The sequence below is a fragment of the Thermomonas fusca DSM 15424 genome (assembly GCF_000423885.1).
GTDB lineage: Bacteria > Pseudomonadota > Gammaproteobacteria > Xanthomonadales > Xanthomonadaceae > Thermomonas > Thermomonas fusca.
Genome location: NZ_AUIV01000034.1, coordinates 13,197 through 29,018, shown reverse-complemented (window position 1 = coordinate 29,018; position 15,822 = coordinate 13,197). Strand labels below are relative to the sequence as shown.

Below are 15,822 nucleotides of genomic sequence, written 5' to 3'. Positions count from 1 at the left end.
CAAGCGGGGCTTGCTGGCCGTCCTGCCGACCGCCATCGCGTCGGATGCGGTGCTGTGCACCGACGGCAGCGCCATGTTGGCAAGTGCGGCAAGGGATCTGGGAATTGAGCACCACGCCCTGAACACCTTGCGCGGCGAGCGCAAGCGAGGTGCGTGGCATGTCCAGAATGTCAATGCGCACCACAGCCGACTGAAGGGCTGGATGGCCCGATTCCGGGGCGTGGCGACGTCCTATCTGCCGAACTACCTGGGGTGGTTCCGGGCACTGGAGCGGAATGCCCAAGTCGGCGCAGGACCCGCGTCATTGCTCAGGTTGGCGATGACATGACCTCCATGTCCACAATCAACGCGAACAGCGCCTTTTTTTTTGCCTGCGATCCGGGCCGGTTTCAGCGCGGCTCCTGCCGCAGCATCGAGCCGAAGCTCAGGTACCAGGAATCGGCACCGCTGCTGTTGCGGCCGAAGCCCAGGAACACCGGCCCCAGCGGTGTGTCCAGCCCGCCGAACACACTGCCGGCGACCACCGCGCTGCCGCTGCCGAAGGCGCTGCGGGTATTCCAGACGTTGCCGGCTTCCACGCTGGCGCCCATGTACAGCGGCAGCGAGAACAGCCGGCTGGTATCGCCGGTGCGGCGATAGAACACCGCCCGCGTCAGCGCGGCCTGGCTGCCGACCAGCGAGCGTTCGGCGAAACCCGACAGGTTCAGGAAGCCGCCCAGGAAGGTCTGCGAACGGAAGCCGCTGGCGTCGTCCTCCAGCGCGCTGGCCACGCGCGCGCCCAGCAGCAGGTGATAGCGCTTCCATGCCAGCACCCAGTCCAGCGACGCGCGCGCCACTTCGCCGTCGGCGCGGGTGCCGGCCCAAGGGTGCAGGGACAGCAGTTCGAGGTTGGCGCGGCCGCCGCGGGTGGGGAAGTCGATGCTGTCCAGGCTGTCCCAGGTGGCGCCGGCACGCAGCCCGGCGAAACTCTCCGAGCCCACCTGCACTAGCCCGGCGCCGCCCACGTCCAGACGCGCGCTGTCGCGCCCGCCGACCAGCGCCAGCTCCATCCGCCAGGTCGGCTGCGGCGAATAGCCCAGGCCGATGTCGAACTCGCGCCGCCGCAGCCGGTATTCCGCCAGCTGATCACCCTGCCGCCACAGCGGCATCGATTCGCTGCGCACTTCCAGCGCCGGTCGCAGGTAAAACGCACCGCGCGTGCCGAACGGTTGGTACAGCTCGCTGCGCAGGCCGGTGATGCGACCCAGCTGGATGAGGTTGCGCCACTTGCCGCCAATCCGGTTGACGTCGCTGAACACCAGCTCCGCCGACAGCAGGTAATCACTGCGGCCGTTGAAGTCGTCGTCCAGCTGCAGCCCGACCTTGCCGGATGCGGTCCACGCCTTCTGCTGCGGCTGCACCACCAACGCGGCCCTGCCGTCGCGCGGCAGCAGGCGGTAGTCGATGGTTTCGAAGCGGCCGTCGCCGTAGGCATTGCCGATCGCGCGCTCGGTCGCGGCCACGTCGAAGGGTTTGCCCACCAGCGCCTCGGTGGCCCATGCCACCCGCCGGGTGGCCGAGGGCGTCTGCCCGGGCTCGACGTCGAGGAAGGCGACCAGCCCCGGATCGAAGTCGCGATGGCGCTGGCGCGCGCGCAATGCGGCGTACTCCGCGACGGGCAGCGCCAGCGCGCGCAGCCGCGGCAGCTGCGCTTCGGCGGCACGTTCGCCGATCGCCACCGCTTCGGCCGAGCGATGGAAGTCCGCGGCGGTGATGTCGCCCAGCACCGGCTTCAGTAGCACGTCGGCATCGCCCAGCGTGGCCAGGCTGCGCGCGGTCTTCTCCGCCATCAGCGCGGTGATCACCTGGTCCAGCACCACCGCCGGGTTGGTCAGCGCGTCTTCCTTGAGCAGCTGCGAACCCACGTCCACCACCACCATCGGATGCGCAGCCATCGCGCGGACCTCGTCCACCGGCACGTTCTCGGCCATGCCGCCGTCCACCAGCAGCTGCTCGCCCACCTTGACCGGGGCGAACGCGCCGGGCACCGACATGCTGGCGCGGATCGCCACCGCCAGGTCGCCATCGGCGAACACCTTCTTCCTGCCGGTGACGATGTCGGCGGCGACTGCGCGGAACGGAATCGGCAGCTGGTCGAACCCTTCCGCACGCCAGGTCGACAGGGTCAGCCGGCGCAACAGCAACATCAGCTTCTGCCCGCGCACCAGCCCCGCGGGGATGCCGAGGCGGCCGTCGCGATAACCGATCTCAAGGTCGATCAGGTGGCGAAAGTCCTCCTGCTTGCGCTCCATCGGCAGCTGCGCGCGCGGCGGGCTGTCGACGAACATGTCGTTCCAGTCGATGGTGGCCAGCAACCGCTCCAGCTCGGCGGCATCGAAGCCCGCCGCGTACAGCCCGCCGACGATCGCGCCCATGCTGGTGCCGGCGATCGCGCAGACCGGGATGTGTTCGCGCTCCAGCACCTTCAGCACGCCGACGTGGGCGGCGCCACGCGCGCCACCTCCCCCCAGCACCAGGCCCACGCAGGGCGCATCGGACGGCGCCACACCCGGCTGCGCCGGTGCGCCCGCCGACCACAGCCCCAGCAACAGCACCGCCACCACGCCCCGCATGCGCATCCGCCCCATCGCCTGTTCCAGATCCCCGACCATCCGGCCGATCCGCAACTTTACTGTCACCCTGCAGCGCGCATCATGACCACCGGCACATGAGTCGCATTTGCGCTGGCATTTACTATACCGACGGGTATATGATCCCCGCTCTTTTCGCCCGACCTCCCGCAGCCGCGCATCTCTGCCTGCAGGCGCAAACGCGTCGCCGACCTTCCCAGGAATCTCCCATGACAGCCCAGTCTTCCCGTCGTCCGCCCCGCCCGGCCCTGCGCTGGATCCTGATGCTGGTCGGCGTCGCCGTGGTGTTCGGCGGCGTGTTCCTGTTCAAGGCGTTCTTCGCCAAGCAGACCAACAATTTCTTCGACAACATGCCGCAGCCGGCGGCCGCCGTGTCGGCCACCACCGCCAAGCCGCAGCGCTGGGCCGAGGGCGGCGAGGCGGTAGGCACGCTGGTGGCGGTCAACGGCACCGACGTCACCACCGAAGCCGGCGGCGTGGTCCGCAGCATCGAGTTCGAGGCCGGGCAGCCGGTCGCCGCTGGCGCGGTGCTGGTGCGGCTGAACACCGCCAATGAAGCGGCCACCCTGAAAGCGCTGGAAACCTCGGCCAGGCTGGCCGAAACCCAGGCCCACCGTTGGCAGCAGCTGGGCAAGGACAAGCTGGTTTCGCTGGACGAAGTGCAGCAGCGCACCGCTGCCGCCGCCGCCGCGCGCGCGCAGGTGGAAGCGCAGCGCGCGCTGATTGCGCAGAAGACCATCCGCGCGCCGTTCGCCGGCGTGCTTGGCATCCGCAAGGTCAACCTCGGCCAGTTCCTGGCGCCGGGCGCGCCGGTGGTCAGCCTGCAGCAGCTCGACCCGATCTACCTCGAATTCAGCCTGCCGGAACAGCTGATCGGCCAGATGGTGGACGGCACCAGCGTGCGCGCCACCGTCGATGCACTGCCCGGCCAGTCATTCGAGGGCAAGGTCACCGCGGTGGAGCCGCAGGTCGATACCAATACCCGCAACTTCCGCGCCCAGGCCACCCTGCGCAACCCGGACGGCGCGCTGCGCCCGGGCAGCTTCGCCAAGGTCGGCTTCGACCTCGGCAGCGAGCGCGAGGTGGTGGTGATCCCGCAGACCGCGGTCAGCTTCAACCCCTACGGCAACGCGGTGTTCGTGATCGGCAAGGTCAAGCGCAAGGCCGGCGAAACCGACATGCAGGGCAAGCCGCTGACCGGCGACAAGCTGGTGGTCACCCAGCGCTTCGTCAAGACCGGCAACACCCGCGGCGACCTGATCGCGGTCACCAGCGGCCTCAAGGCCGGCGAACAGGTGGTCACCTCCGGCCTGCTGAAGCTGCGCAACGGCGCCGAAGTGACGATCAACAACGACGTGCGCCCGGCCGCCGACGCGCAGCCGGAAGTCGAGAACAGGTAAGGCCGGGACTGCCCATGAAATTCACCGATATCTTCATCAGGAAGCCGGTGCTGGCGATGGTCGTCAGCCTGTTCATCCTGCTGTTCGGCCTGCGCGCCTTCAGCGAACTGAACGTGCGCAAGTACCCCGAGATGCGCAACGCGGTGGTCAACATCAGCACCACCTATTTCGGTGCCGACGCCGACCTGATCCAGGGCTTCATCACCACCCCGCTGGAACGCGAGATCGCCAGCGCCGAAGGCATCGACTACCTGTCGTCGACCAGCTCGGCCGGGATCAGCAACATCCAGGCCTACATCCGCCTGGACAAGGACCCCAGCGAAGCGCTCACCCAGATCAGCGCCAAGGTCAACAAGATGCGCGGCCAGCTGCCGCCGCAGTCGGAAGACCCGGTCATCGATCTGCAGCAGGGCGAGCAGATCGCCGCGATGTACGTGTCGTTCGCCAGCCAGACGCTGGACAACAACCAGATCACCGACTACCTGACCCGGGTGATCCAGCCCAAGCTGGTGACGGTGGACGGCGTGCAGCGCGCGGACATCCTCGGCGCCGGCACCTTCGCCATGCGCATCTGGCTGAAGCCGGAAAAGATGGCCGCGCTGCAGGTCACCGCCAGCGACGTGTCGAACGCGCTGCAGTCCAACAACGTGCTGGCGGCGGTGGGCTCCACCAAGGGCCAGATGGTCGCCATCGACATGACCGCGCGCACCGACCTGCGCAATGCCGACGAGTTCCGCAAGCTGATCGTGCGCGAACAGGACGGCGCCATCGTGCGGCTGGGCGACATCGCCGACGTCGCACTGGGTTCGGAAAGCTACGGCACCTCGGTGCGCATCAACGGCGAGTCGGCGACGTTCATGGGCATCTACGTTGCCCCGGACGCCAACTCGCTGGACGTGATCAAGGCGATGCGCAAGGTCTGGGACAACGAGATCGTGCCGCAGCTGCCGCAGGGCATGGAAGCGAGCATCCCGTACGACAGCACCGAGGCGATCCAGGACGCGATCGACGAGGTGATCCGCACGCTGATCGAAGCGCTGCTGATCGTGATCGTGGTGATCTACCTGTTCCTGGGCTCGGTGCGCAGCGTGCTGATCCCGGCGCTGACCATCCCGCTGTCCCTGATCGGCGGACTGTTCCTGATGCTGCTGATGGGCTTCACCATCAACCTGCTGACCCTGCTGTCGATGGTGCTGGCGATCGGCATCGTGGTGGATGACGCGATCATCGTGCTGGAGAATATCCACCGCCACATCGAGGAGGGCATGAGCCCGTTCGACGCCGCCATCCGCGGCGCGCGCGAACTGGCCTGGCCGGTGGTGGCGATGACCACCACCCTGATCGCGGTGTACCTGCCGATCGGCTTCCAGGGCGGCCTGACCGGCGTGTTGTTCACCGAGTTCGCCTTCACCCTGGCCGGCGCGGTGCTGCTGTCGGGCGTGATCGCGCTGACGCTGACGCCGATGATGAGCTCGAAGATCCTGCAGCCGCACGATCCCGACCATCCCAAGAGCAAATTCGAGAACTGGCTCGACAGCCGCTTCGAAAAGCTCCACCACGGCTACCAGCGCAAGCTGCACAGCGCACTGGAAACCAGGTCGGTGATCGCCGCATTCGGCCTGATCGTGCTGGTGAGCTGCGTGTTCCTGTACATGGGCGCGCCCAAGGAACCGGCGCCGGTGGAGGACGAGGGCTTCATCTTCTCGGTCGCCAGCGCCGACCCCATCGCCACGCTGGACTACGTGGAGCGCTATACCGAGGAAGTCACCAAGATCGCCAAGACCGTGCCCGAAGTGCAGGACTACTTCCTGTTCAACGGCGGCTTCGGCGGCGGTGGCGGTGCCAGCCCCAGCGCGATGGCCGGCTTCGTGCTGAAGCCGTGGAGCCAGCGCAGCCGCTCCACCAACGCGGTGTTGCAGCAGGAGCTGCAGCCGAAGATGTCGCAGGTCACCGGCCTCAACATCTTCGCGCTGGTACCGCCCTCGCTGCCCAGCGCCGGCGGTGGCGGTGGCGGCGGCGAGTTCGTGATCGGCGGCGTGGGCGAGCTGTCGCAGCTGTCCGAGCTGGCCGACGCGATCCTGCAGAAGGCGATGGCCAGCAAGCGCTTCATCTTCCTGGACAAGGACCTGAAGATCGACAAGCCGCGCATCGAGGTCAACATCGACCGCGACAAGGCGGCCACGCTGGGCATCGACATGCGCACGCTGGCGGCCGACATGTCGGCGATGCTGGCCGGCGGTTATTCCAACCTGTTCTCGATGCAGAACCGCGCCTACCGGGTGATCCCGCAGGTGCAGCGCAGCGACCGCCTCAACGCCTCGGCACTGGAGAACTACTACACCCGCACCCGCGACGGCGATCTGATCCCGCTGTCCACCATCGTCACCCTCGAGGAAAGCGCGCAGCCGCAGTCGCTCAAGCGCTTCCAGCAGCTCAACGCGGTCTCGATCACCTTTGCACCGCGCCCCGGCGTGAGCAAGGGCGAGGCGCTGGCGATCCTCGATGCGGCGGCAAAGGAAGTCCTGCCGCAGGGCTACAGCGTGGACTACGCCGGCGAGTCGCGGCAGTTCAAGCAGGAAGGCTCGGCGATGCTGATGACCCTGGCGCTGGCGCTGGTGGTGATCTTCCTGGTGCTGTCGGCGCAGTTCGAGAGTTTCCGCGACGCGCTGATCATGTTGCTCACGGTGCCGATGGCGATCTGCGGCGCGCTGCTGGCGCTGAACGTGCTGGCGCTGCTGTCGCAGGTGCTGCAGTTCGCCGGGATCGAGGCATTCCCGGGCATGAGCATCAACATCTACACGCAGGTGGGTCTGGTCACGCTGGTCGGCGTGATCTCCAAGCACGGCATCCTGATCGTGGAGTTCGCCAACAAGCTGCAGATCGAGCAGGGGCTGTCGAAGCGCGAGGCGATCGAGGAAGCCACCGGCATCCGCCTGCGCCCGGTGCTGATGACCACCGCCGCACTGGTGTTCGCGATGATCCCGCTGCTGATGGCCAAGGGCCCGGGCGCGGCGTCGCGCTTCTCTATGGGCGTGGTGATCGCCTCCGGCATGACCATCGGCACGCTGTTCACCCTGTTCGTGCTGCCGGCGTTCTACCTGTACCTGGCGCGTGACCACGCGCACGACACCGGCAAGGAAGCGTCCTCGCTGCCGCCGCCGGAACCGCAGCACGGCTGATGGCCGCCGGCTGATGCAATGCAAACGCCCGGGGAAACCCGGGCGTTTTTTTGTGGGTGCACGCAGCCGCATTGGCTGATATCGCGCGTGGCGAAGCACTTTGTCACGGCTGCGAAAAATTCTGGAGCGCCGCTGTGCCGGGCGGCAGGTTCGAGCAGGCCATGGATGGCCTGCGGCCGCGAATCGCAGCCGGACGCGAAGCCTGAGCGGCGAACCTGCTGCCCGGCACAGCGGCGCATGCGGGAAGACCCGCTCGCCCCAACCGGCCTACGTGCCCAGCACCGGCACCCGCAAATGCCTTGCCAGCAGCATCGGATCGACGCCCGGCGCATGCGGCAGCACGCCCCAGCACGGCGCCGGCAGGCGTTCGCGCAGCATCGCGATGTTGTCTTCCACGCGCGCCATCGCCGGATCCACATGCGAGGCGATCCAGCCCGCCAGGTGCGCGCCGTCGTCCACGATCGCCCGCGCACTCAGCAGCGCATGGTTGAGGCAGCCCAGCCGCAGCCCGACCACCAGCACCACCGGCAGTCGCAGCGCGCGCACCAGATCCACCTGCATCATCGAGGCCGACAGCGGCGCGGCCCAGCCGCCCACGCCCTCGACCACCAGGGCATCGACCTCCGTCGCCAGCCGCGCGTGCGCGGCGAGGATCGCGGTCAGCCGCACCTCCGTCCCGGCATCGCGCGCGGCCAGCTCGGGCGCCAGCGGATGTTCCAGCGCGAACGGATTGATGTCGGCGTAAGTCAATCCCGGCGCACCGGCGGCCTGCAGGGCCAGCGCGTCCTCGTTGCGCCACTGCCCGTCGATGCGCTCGCAGCCGCTGGCGACCGGTTTCATTCCCGCCGCGCGCAGGCCGTGCCCGCGCAACACGTGCAGCAGCGAGCAGCTGGCCAGGGTCTTGCCGATGCCGGTGTCGGTGCCGGTCACGTAGATCGAGAACATCGCGCGCTCCGCCCGTCGTGGTGGGCTGCGATGGTAATCGCAGCGGACCTGGTTGCTACACTGCGCGCATGAGCTTTACCGCCACCACCCTGACCGGCAGCAAGCCGGAACAATACGCCCAGCTGCTGGAGCAGGCGCGCGCGCTGCTGCACGGCGAACGCGACCGCACCGCCAACGCCGCCAACCTGTCGGCACTGGTCTACCACGCGCTGCCCGACCTCAACTGGGTGGGTTTCTATTTCTTCGATGGCACCGAGCTGGTGGTGGGTCCCTTCCAGGGCCTGCCCGCCTGCGTGCGCATCCCGCTGTCCAAGGGCGTGTGCGGCGCTGCCGCCAGCACCCGCACCACCCAGCGCGTGGAAGACGTGGACGCGTTCGCCGGCCACATCGCCTGCGATTCGGCCAGCCGCTCCGAGCTGGTGGTCCCGCTGTACCAGGGCGATGCGCTGCTGGGCGTGTTCGACATCGACAGTCCGATCCCCGCGCGCTTTTCCGTTGAAGATCAGCATGGCCTGGAAGCGATCGCCCGGGCATACCTGGAATCGCTTGGATGAACGTGAAGCTGCGCAACATCGGCCCCAAGTCCGCGGCATGGCTGCGCCAGGTCGGGTTGCGCACGCGCGAGGATCTGGTCGAGGCGGGCACGGTGGGCGCCTTCATGAAGGTGCGCCGGGCCGGCTTCAAACCCAGCCTCAACCTGCTGTACGCGCTGGAAGGCGCGCTGCTGGACTGCCATTGGCAGGAAGTGTCCGAGGCGCGCCGCAGCGAACTGGTGCAGGCCGCCGAAGCCGCCATCGCGCTGCTGCCGCCGCCGCGCGGACGGCCCGCCGCGGCGCCGGTGACCACCACCCATCATGAGGAAGCGGCGGCGCCGGCGTTCGCGCTGTTCGACGACGACCGCCACGGCGGCTCCGCCGATTGACCCAAGGCAAGGGTCCGGCCGCGGCGGCAGGCTACAATGCCCGCGCTTGAGGTGACCTTGCGGAATGCTCCGCGGGTTGAAACGGGAAGCCGGTGACGAAGCGCGAAGGCGCCTCCAGTCCGGCGCTGCCCCCGCAACGGTAAGCGCGACAACTCCGGCATCGGCCACTGTGCATGCGCACGGGAAGGCGCCGGAGGGGAGCATCCTGCGATGGATGCGCCGCGCGCGAGCCCGGAGACCGGCCACAGGCATGTCTGATGGCGATGCGGAGGGCGTCGCGCGGCCCGCGCGTGCGCCTGCGTCCGCCTGTGTCCGTGGTTTCCCCCGCCGTTGCCGTCGCCCACCATCCCAGGGCGCGCGGGCGTGCGCGCCGGAGAACCTACGAACATGAAGTTCCATCGCGATACCGTCTTCCGCCTTAGCCCGCTGGCGCTCGCACTGGCGCTACCCGGCCCGGCACTGGCGCATGGCGACGATGCCACCGATCTCGACAAGGTCGTCGTCACCGCCACCCGCACCGCCACCACCGCCGACGCCGCGCTGGCGGCGATGGAAGTGATCGACCGCGCGCAGATCGACGCCAGCAGCGCGCGCTCGCTGCCGGAGCTGCTGCGCGGCCGCGCCGGCATCACCCTGGTCAACCAGGGCGGCCTGGGCAAGCTGTCCACCCTGTTCCTGCGCGGCACCGAATCCGACCACACCCTGTTCCTGATCGACGGCGTGCGCGTGGGTTCGCCGGCCTCCGGCCTGACCATGCTGCAGGACCTGCCTCTGGCGCAGATCGAGCGCATCGAGATCGTGCGCGGCCCACGCTCTTCGCTGTACGGCGCCGATGCCATCGGCGGGGTGATCCAGATCTTCACCCGTCGCGGCGCGCGGGAAGGCATCAGCGGTCGCGGGCGCATCGCCGCCGGCAGCCACGGCCTGCGCGAGGCCTCGGCCGGCCTCGACCTGCGCGGCAAGCGCGGCGGCGTGGGCGTGGATATCGCCCATCAGCAGACCGACGGCATCAACGCCTGCCGCGGTTTCTACGACCCGGCCACCTGGGCCGGCGCCGGCTGCTTCATCGTGCCGGGCACGCACCTGGACCGCGACGGTTACCGCAACAGCAGCGCCAGCCTGCGCGCCGACTTCGCCGCCAGCGATGGCTGGCAGTTCGATGCCCGCGCCACCCGCGCCGAAGGCCACAACGACTACGACGGCGACTACGTGGACAACTCCGACATCGTCCAGCAGACCGTCGGCGGCAGCGTGCGCTGGACCCCGGCCGGGGATGTGCAGTTGAAGCTGACCCTGGGCCGCAACAGCGATGATTCCGACAACCGCCTCGGCAGCACCTTCAGCAACCGCTTCACCACCACCCGCGACAGCGCCAGCCTGCAGGCCGACCTGACCGTGGCGCAGGGCCAGCTGCTGAGCGCGGGCTTCGACTGGCTGCGTGATCGCGCCAACATCGTCGACCCGTGGTCCCCGTTCGCCGCCGCCCGCGGCAACCGCGCCGTGTTCGCCCAGTACCAGGGCGACTTCGGCGCGCACGACCTGCAGCTGTCGCTGCGCACCGACCGCAACGACCAGTTCGGTGCGCACGCCACCGGCAGCATCGCCTGGGGCATGGACATCGCCCCGGGCTGGCGCCTCACCGCCAGCCACGGCACCGCGTTCAAGGCGCCCAGCTTCAACGAGCTGTACTACCCCGGCTACAGCAATCCGCTGCTGCGTCCCGAGGCGTCGCGCAGCAGCGAGCTGTCGCTGCAGCGCAACGGCGACGGCTGGCAGGTGCAGGCCAACGCGTACGACACCCGCATCGACGACCTGATCGCCTGGGACGCCAACTCCGGCAAGCCCGGCAACGTCGAGCAGGCGCGCATCCGCGGCCTGGAGCTGACCGCCAGCGTGACGCTGGGCGAATGGGACCTGCGCGGCCAGCTGGGTTGGCTGGACGCGCGCAACGCCAGCGCCGGCCTCGGCCATGACAAGCGCCTGGCACGCCGCCCCACCCGCAGCGCGCGCCTGGATCTGGACCGCGAGTTCGGCAACTGGGGCTTCGGCGTGTCCGCCATCGGCGAGGCAGCGCGCTGGGACGATGTCGGCAACAGCCTGCGGGTGGGCGGCTACGGCACCCTCGACGGCCGCCTGTCGTGGCGCTTCGCACGCGCGTGGACGCTGCAGGCCAACGTGGTGAACCTGTTCGACAAGCGCTACGAAACCAGCGCCTGGTACGTGCAGCCGGGCCGCGAGTACGCCCTGAGCCTGCGCTGGCAGCCGCAATGAGTTGAGGGAGGCGGCACCGCAAGGACGCGCGCAGGGATGCGACGGGGGCCCGGCAGGAATGTCGGGCTTTTTTGTGCCGGCGGTCGGGATTTTCGCTGCAGGGCGGGCTGCCCACTTGCAAACCGGACGGCGTGCGCCCAGCATGGTGAGTAATTGATTACTCACTGCCCGGAACTCCGATGAGCCTGCGTCCCCGCCCCCTGCCCGCCGACGAGCGTCGCGCCGCTACGGTGGAAGCCGTGGTCGAACTGGCCGCCGAACAGAACCCCGGCGACATCACCACCGCCGCCATCGCCCAGCGCATGGGCCTGACCCAGGGCGCGCTGTTCCGGCACTTTCCCAACAAGGACGCGATCCTCGAGGCGGTGATGGGCTGGGTCAGCGAGCGCCTGCTGGCGCAGCTGGACCAGGCCGCGGCTTCAGCCACCACTCCGCTGGCGGCGCTGGAAGCGATGTTCATGGCCCACGTCGGCTTCGTCGCCCGCCATCCTGGCGTGCCGCGAATGCTGTTCGGCGAACTGCAGCGTCCCGGCGACACCCTCCCCAAGCGCATGGCGCAGACCCTCACCCAAGGCTATGCGCAGCGCCTGCGCGCGCATCTGGCGGCCGGCATCGCGCGGCAGCAACTGGATGCCGGGCTGGACCTGGACGCCGCCGCCACCCTGTTCATCGGCACCGTGCAGGGACTGGTGATGCAGTCGCTGATCGCCGGCGACGTGGCGCGCATCCGCCGCGATGCGCCCGGCGTGTTCGCCATCTATCGCCGCGGCATCCGGAGCCAGCCATGAGCCTGCCCGTCATATCCCGCCGCACGCTGATGCTGGTCGCGGCCATCGTCCCGTTGGTGCTGCTTTTTGCCTGGGTCGCGGTGCGCTCCGGTCCGCTGGCGCCGGTCGAAGTCACCACCATCAGCGTGGCCAAGCGCAGCATCGCGCCGGCGCTGTACGGCATCGGCACCGTGCAGGCGCGCTACAGCTACAAAATCGGCCCGACCTACGCCGGGCGGCTGCAGCGGCTGGACGTGCACGTGGGCGATGCGGTCAAGGCCGGGCAGGTGCTGGGCGCGATGGCGCCGGTGGATCTGGACGACCGCATCGGCGCGCAGCAGGCCGCCATCGCCAGCGCGCAGGCGGCGTTGCTGCAGGCGCAGGCGCGCCAGCGTTACGCGCAGGCGCAGGCGCAGCGCTACGGCCAACTGGCACAGCAGCAGCTGGTCAGCGTGGAAACCGCCTCCGCGCGTCGGCAGGAGCTGGACGTGGCCAATGCCGGCCTGGCCGCCGCGCGCGACGACATCCGCCGCCTGCAGGCCGAACGCGACGCGGTGCAGGCGCAGCGCGGCAACCTGGCGCTGGTGGCGCCGGTGGACGGGCTGGTGGTGGCGCGCAACGCCGACCCCGGCACCACGCTGGTGGCAGGGCAGGCGGTGGTGGAAGTCATCGACCCGTCCAGCCTGTGGATCGACGCCCGCTTCGACCAGATCGCCGCCGGTGGGCTGGCCGCGGGCCTGTCCGCCGATATCACCCTACGCTCCGGGCCGGACGGCGCGCACGCGGGCACGGTGCTGCGCACCGAGCCGGTGGCCGACGCGGTGACCGAGGAAGCCCGCGCCAAGATCGTGTTCGCCAGCCTGCCCAAGCCGCTGCCACCGCTGGGCGAACTGGCTGAAGTGACCGTGCGCCTGCCGGCGCAGGCGGCGATGCCCGCCATTCCCAACGCCACCATCCGCACCGTGGGTGGCCAGCGCGGCGTGTGGAAGCTGGTCAATGGCGAGCTCGAGTTCGCGCCACTGGCACTTGGCCGCAGCGACCTGGACGGCAACGTGCAGGTGCGCAAGGGCTTGGCCGGCGGCGAACAGGTGGTGCTGTACAGCGAGAAAGCACTGACCGCCAACAGCCGCATCCACGTGGTCGAACGGATCCGGGGCACCGCGCCGTGATCAGCCTGGCCGGCCGCGACATCCTGCACGCCTGGGGCAAGTTCCTGTTCACCGGGATTGGGCTGGGCCTGCTGATCGGGGTCACCCTGACCATGGCCGGGGTGTATCGCGGCATGGTCGATGACGGCAAGGTGCTGCTGGACAACAGCGGCGCCGACCTGTGGGTGGTGCAGCGCGACACCCTCGGCCCGTATGCGGAATCCTCCAGCCTGCCGGACGACCTGTGGCGCGACATCCACGTACTGCCCGGGGTGGCGCAGGCCGCCAACGTCACCTACCTGACCATGCAGGTGCGGCAGGGCGAGCGCGACGTGCGCGCGATGGTGGTCGGCATCGCCGCCGGCGCCCCCGGCACCCCCGGCTGGCCGCCGCAGCTGGTGGCGGGCCGGCAGATCACCCGCGGCCATTACGAAGCGGTGGCCGACCTCGCCGGCGGGTTCCGCCTCGGCGACACGCTCGGCATCCGCCGTCATCGCTACACGGTGGTCGGGCTGACCCGGCGCATGGTGTCCTCCAGCGGCGACCCGATGGTGTTCATCCCGCTGAAGGACGCGCAGCAGGCGCAGTTTCTCAAGGACAACGACGCGATCCGGATGCAGCGCCGACGCACCGCCGAAAACCCCGCCTTCAACCGCCCCGGCGTGCCCGGCCTGCTGGACGCGGTGAACGCCTCACAGGCCAGCAACAGCGCGGTCAACGCCGTGCTGGTGCGGCTGGCGCCGGGCCACGCCGCCAGCGAAGTGGCCGAACCGATCCGGCGCTGGAAGCGGCTGACCGTGTACGACCGCCCGCAGATGGAAGCGATCCTGGTGGGCAAGCTGATCGCCACCTCGGCCCGCCAGATCGGCATGTTCCTGGTGATCCTGGCCGCGGTCAGCGCCGCCATCGTGGCTTTCATCATTTACACCCTGACCATGGACAAGATCCGCGAGATCGCCGTGCTCAAGCTGATCGGCACCCGCAACCGCACGATCGCGTGGATGATCCTGCAGCAGGCGCTGGTGCTGGGCGTGATCGGCTTCGTGGTGGGCAAGATCAGCGCCACCTTCGCCGCGCCGCTGTTCCCCAAGTACGTGCTGCTGGTGCCCGGCGATTCGGTGCTGGGCTTCTTCGCGGTGCTGCTGCTGTGCGTGGCGTCCAGCGTGATCGCCATCCGGATGGCACTGAAGGTCGATCCGGCCGAAGCGATCGGGGGTTGAGCATGGCCGCCACCGGCATCCGCATCGAAAGGCTTAGCAAACGCTACGGCAGCGGCGACACCGCGGTGCTGGCGCTGAAGGACGTCAACATGCAGGTCGCACCCGGCGAAGTGGTGGGCCTGATCGGCCCCTCGGGCTCCGGCAAGAGCACGCTGCTGAAAAGTCTCGGCGCGGTGATCGATCCCAGCGCCGGGCGCATGCAGCTGGGCGATGAAGTGATCTTCGACGACGGCTGGAAGGTGCGCGACCTGCGGGCGCTGCGCCGCGACAAGATCGGTTTCGTGTTCCAGGCGCCCTACCTGATCCCGTTCCTCGATGTCACCGACAACGTCGCCCTGCTGCCGATGCTGGCCGGCATGTGCAACGACGCGGCGCGCGCGCGCGCGCTGGAACTGCTCACCGCGCTGGACGTGCAGCATCGCGCCCGGGCGATGCCGGCGCAGCTGTCCGGCGGCGAGCAACAGCGGGTGGCGATCGCGCGCGGGCTGGTCAACCGCCCACCGGTGATCCTCGCCGACGAACCTACCGCGCCGCTGGATTCCGAGCGCGCGCTGGCGGTGATCCGCCTGCTCAACGACATGGCGCAGCGCTTCCAGACCGCAGTCATCGTGGTGACCCACGACGAGAAGATCATCCCCACCTTCAAGCGCATCTACCACATCCGCGACGGCGTGACCTTCGAGGAAGCCGGCGAAGGCCGCGGCTTCGACTGAGGCGGCCGCAATCGGGTGGCCTCGGCCCGCTGCGTTGGCTGCGCGCAGGCCTCCGGTTGCTGCGCGACGAGCCGGCGCCGACGCTGCGCGAACTGGCGGCGCATCCGGCCAGCGCATACAACGCAGCATGTGCCGCAATCGTGCGCAGCTGGCCGTCGCGTGCCACCATGCGTGGCCATCTGTTCGATGACTCCGCAATGTCCGATCTCGATACCCTGCGCACGCGCGCCCTGCAGGCCGCGCAACAGGCCTATGCCCCGTATTCGCGGCTGCGCGTCGGTGCCGCGCTGCGTTCGGCCGCCGGCCAGGTCTACACCGGCTGCAACGTGGAGAACGCGTCCTACACCCTCGGCAACTGCGCCGAGCGCGCGGCCATTGCGGCGGCGGTGCAGGCCGAGGGCGCCGGCTTCCGGCTGGCCGCCATCGCGGTCACCGCCTTCGATGCCGCCGGCGACGTGCTGCCGATTTCTCCCTGTGGCGGCTGCCGGCAGGCGCTGGTGGAATTCGGCGAAGACGCGTCGGTGAGCTTTCGCCAACCCGACGGTCAGTGGCTGGAGGTCACCGCAGGCGCACTGCTGCCGCACCGCTTCAGCTTTCCGGAGCGCTGAAGCACGGGCAGCGCCGCGG

At 69.3% G+C, this 15,822-nt stretch carries 13 protein-coding genes and 1 riboswitch; of the genes, 11 read left to right on the top strand and 2 right to left on the bottom strand.

What is annotated here, in order from left to right; all coding sequences use genetic code 11:
* The coding region (locus G582_RS16620; protein WP_156880501.1) for an IS1595 family transposase at nucleotides 1-328 on the top strand (328 nt) is incomplete at its 5' end.
* A 61-nt stretch (nucleotides 329-389) separates the two neighbouring features.
* On the opposite strand, the gene G582_RS0112405 is transcribed toward G582_RS16620, so the two are convergent.
* Nucleotides 390-2,651, bottom strand: coding sequence for a patatin-like phospholipase family protein (locus G582_RS0112405; protein ID WP_028840106.1), 2,262 nt, complete (start codon nucleotides 2,649-2,651; stop codon nucleotides 390-392).
* 188 nt (nucleotides 2,652-2,839) lie between these two features.
* Here G582_RS0112405 and G582_RS0112400 point away from each other — a divergent pair, with 188 nt between their 5' ends.
* Both G582_RS0112400 and G582_RS0112395 read left to right on the top strand, forming a co-directional pair.
* Complete coding sequence (locus tag G582_RS0112400) at nucleotides 2,840-4,030, top strand: efflux RND transporter periplasmic adaptor subunit (RefSeq protein ID WP_051247227.1); 1,191 nt, start codon at nucleotides 2,840-2,842, stop codon at nucleotides 4,028-4,030.
* 14 nt (nucleotides 4,031-4,044) lie between these two features.
* Nucleotides 4,045-7,209: an efflux RND transporter permease subunit gene (locus G582_RS0112395; RefSeq protein ID WP_028840104.1), complete on the top strand. Its 3,165-nt coding sequence runs from the start codon at nucleotides 4,045-4,047 to the stop codon at nucleotides 7,207-7,209.
* Between the two features lie 267 nt (nucleotides 7,210-7,476).
* Here G582_RS0112395 and bioD read toward each other — a convergent pair whose 3' ends face one another.
* Nucleotides 7,477-8,154: a dethiobiotin synthase gene (gene bioD, locus G582_RS0112390; RefSeq protein ID WP_028840103.1), complete on the bottom strand. Its 678-nt coding sequence runs from the start codon at nucleotides 8,152-8,154 to the stop codon at nucleotides 7,477-7,479.
* Nucleotides 8,155-8,222: 68 nt separating this feature from the next.
* Here bioD and G582_RS0112385 point away from each other — a divergent pair, with 68 nt between their 5' ends.
* From G582_RS0112385 to G582_RS0112350, 8 genes are all read left to right on the top strand, one after another.
* The gene (locus G582_RS0112385) at nucleotides 8,223-8,708 is read left to right on the top strand and encodes a GAF domain-containing protein (RefSeq protein ID WP_028840102.1); all 486 of its coding nucleotides are present in this window, start codon (nucleotides 8,223-8,225) and stop codon (nucleotides 8,706-8,708) included.
* Nucleotides 8,705-9,076 carry a TfoX/Sxy family protein gene (locus tag G582_RS16610; RefSeq protein WP_051247225.1) on the top strand — a complete coding sequence of 124 codons (372 nt, stop codon included), beginning with the start codon at nucleotides 8,705-8,707 and terminating at the stop codon, nucleotides 9,074-9,076. Before G582_RS0112385 ends, G582_RS16610 begins: the two co-directional genes overlap by 4 nt.
* A gap of 32 nt (nucleotides 9,077-9,108) precedes the next feature.
* Nucleotides 9,109-9,337, top strand: a riboswitch (cobalamin riboswitch).
* A 126-nt stretch (nucleotides 9,338-9,463) separates the two neighbouring features.
* The gene (locus G582_RS0112375; RefSeq protein ID WP_028840101.1) at nucleotides 9,464-11,347 is read left to right on the top strand and encodes a TonB-dependent receptor domain-containing protein; all 1,884 of its coding nucleotides are present in this window, start codon (nucleotides 9,464-9,466) and stop codon (nucleotides 11,345-11,347) included.
* 179 nt (nucleotides 11,348-11,526) lie between these two features.
* Nucleotides 11,527-12,135, top strand: coding sequence for a TetR/AcrR family transcriptional regulator (locus G582_RS0112370; RefSeq protein WP_028840100.1), 609 nt, complete (start codon nucleotides 11,527-11,529; stop codon nucleotides 12,133-12,135).
* A complete protein-coding gene (locus tag G582_RS0112365) occupies nucleotides 12,132-13,283 on the top strand; it encodes an efflux RND transporter periplasmic adaptor subunit (protein ID WP_028840099.1) in 1,152 nt (383 codons plus the stop codon). Before G582_RS0112370 ends, G582_RS0112365 begins: the two co-directional genes overlap by 4 nt.
* Nucleotides 13,280-14,482: an ABC transporter permease gene (locus tag G582_RS0112360; protein WP_028840098.1), complete on the top strand. Its 1,203-nt coding sequence runs from the start codon at nucleotides 13,280-13,282 to the stop codon at nucleotides 14,480-14,482. The genes G582_RS0112365 and G582_RS0112360 overlap by 4 nt, the downstream gene beginning before the upstream one ends.
* Nucleotides 14,483-14,484: 2 nt before the next feature.
* On the top strand, nucleotides 14,485-15,195 hold the full coding sequence (locus tag G582_RS0112355; protein ID WP_028840097.1) for an ABC transporter ATP-binding protein: 711 nt from the start codon (nucleotides 14,485-14,487) through the stop codon (nucleotides 15,193-15,195).
* Between the two features lie 197 nt (nucleotides 15,196-15,392).
* On the top strand, nucleotides 15,393-15,803 hold the full coding sequence (locus G582_RS0112350) for a cytidine deaminase (RefSeq protein WP_028840096.1): 411 nt from the start codon (nucleotides 15,393-15,395) through the stop codon (nucleotides 15,801-15,803).
* The last annotated feature ends 19 nt before the right edge of the window (nucleotides 15,804-15,822 follow it).

Excerpts from the sequence above, each read along its gene's own strand:
- G582_RS0112375 (WP_028840101.1), top strand. The coding sequence starts at position 9,464 with ATGAAGTTCCATCGCGATACCGTCTTCCGCCTTAGCCCGCTGGCGCTC.
- G582_RS16610 (WP_051247225.1), top strand. The coding sequence starts at position 8,705 with ATGAACGTGAAGCTGCGCAACATCGGCCCCAAGTCCGCGGCATGGCTG.
- G582_RS0112365 (WP_028840099.1), top strand. The coding sequence starts at position 12,132 with ATGAGCCTGCCCGTCATATCCCGCCGCACGCTGATGCTGGTCGCGGCC.
- G582_RS0112405 (WP_028840106.1), bottom strand. The coding sequence starts at position 2,651 with ATGGTCGGGGATCTGGAACAGGCGATGGGGCGGATGCGCATGCGGGGC.
- G582_RS0112370 (WP_028840100.1), top strand. The coding sequence starts at position 11,527 with ATGAGCCTGCGTCCCCGCCCCCTGCCCGCCGACGAGCGTCGCGCCGCT.
- G582_RS0112355 (WP_028840097.1), top strand. The coding sequence starts at position 14,485 with ATGGCCGCCACCGGCATCCGCATCGAAAGGCTTAGCAAACGCTACGGC.
- bioD (WP_028840103.1), bottom strand. The coding sequence starts at position 8,154 with ATGTTCTCGATCTACGTGACCGGCACCGACACCGGCATCGGCAAGACC.
- G582_RS0112385 (WP_028840102.1), top strand. The coding sequence starts at position 8,223 with ATGAGCTTTACCGCCACCACCCTGACCGGCAGCAAGCCGGAACAATAC.
- G582_RS0112395 (WP_028840104.1), top strand. The coding sequence starts at position 4,045 with ATGAAATTCACCGATATCTTCATCAGGAAGCCGGTGCTGGCGATGGTC.
- G582_RS0112350 (WP_028840096.1), top strand. The coding sequence starts at position 15,393 with ATGTCCGATCTCGATACCCTGCGCACGCGCGCCCTGCAGGCCGCGCAA.
- G582_RS0112400 (WP_051247227.1), top strand. The coding sequence starts at position 2,840 with ATGACAGCCCAGTCTTCCCGTCGTCCGCCCCGCCCGGCCCTGCGCTGG.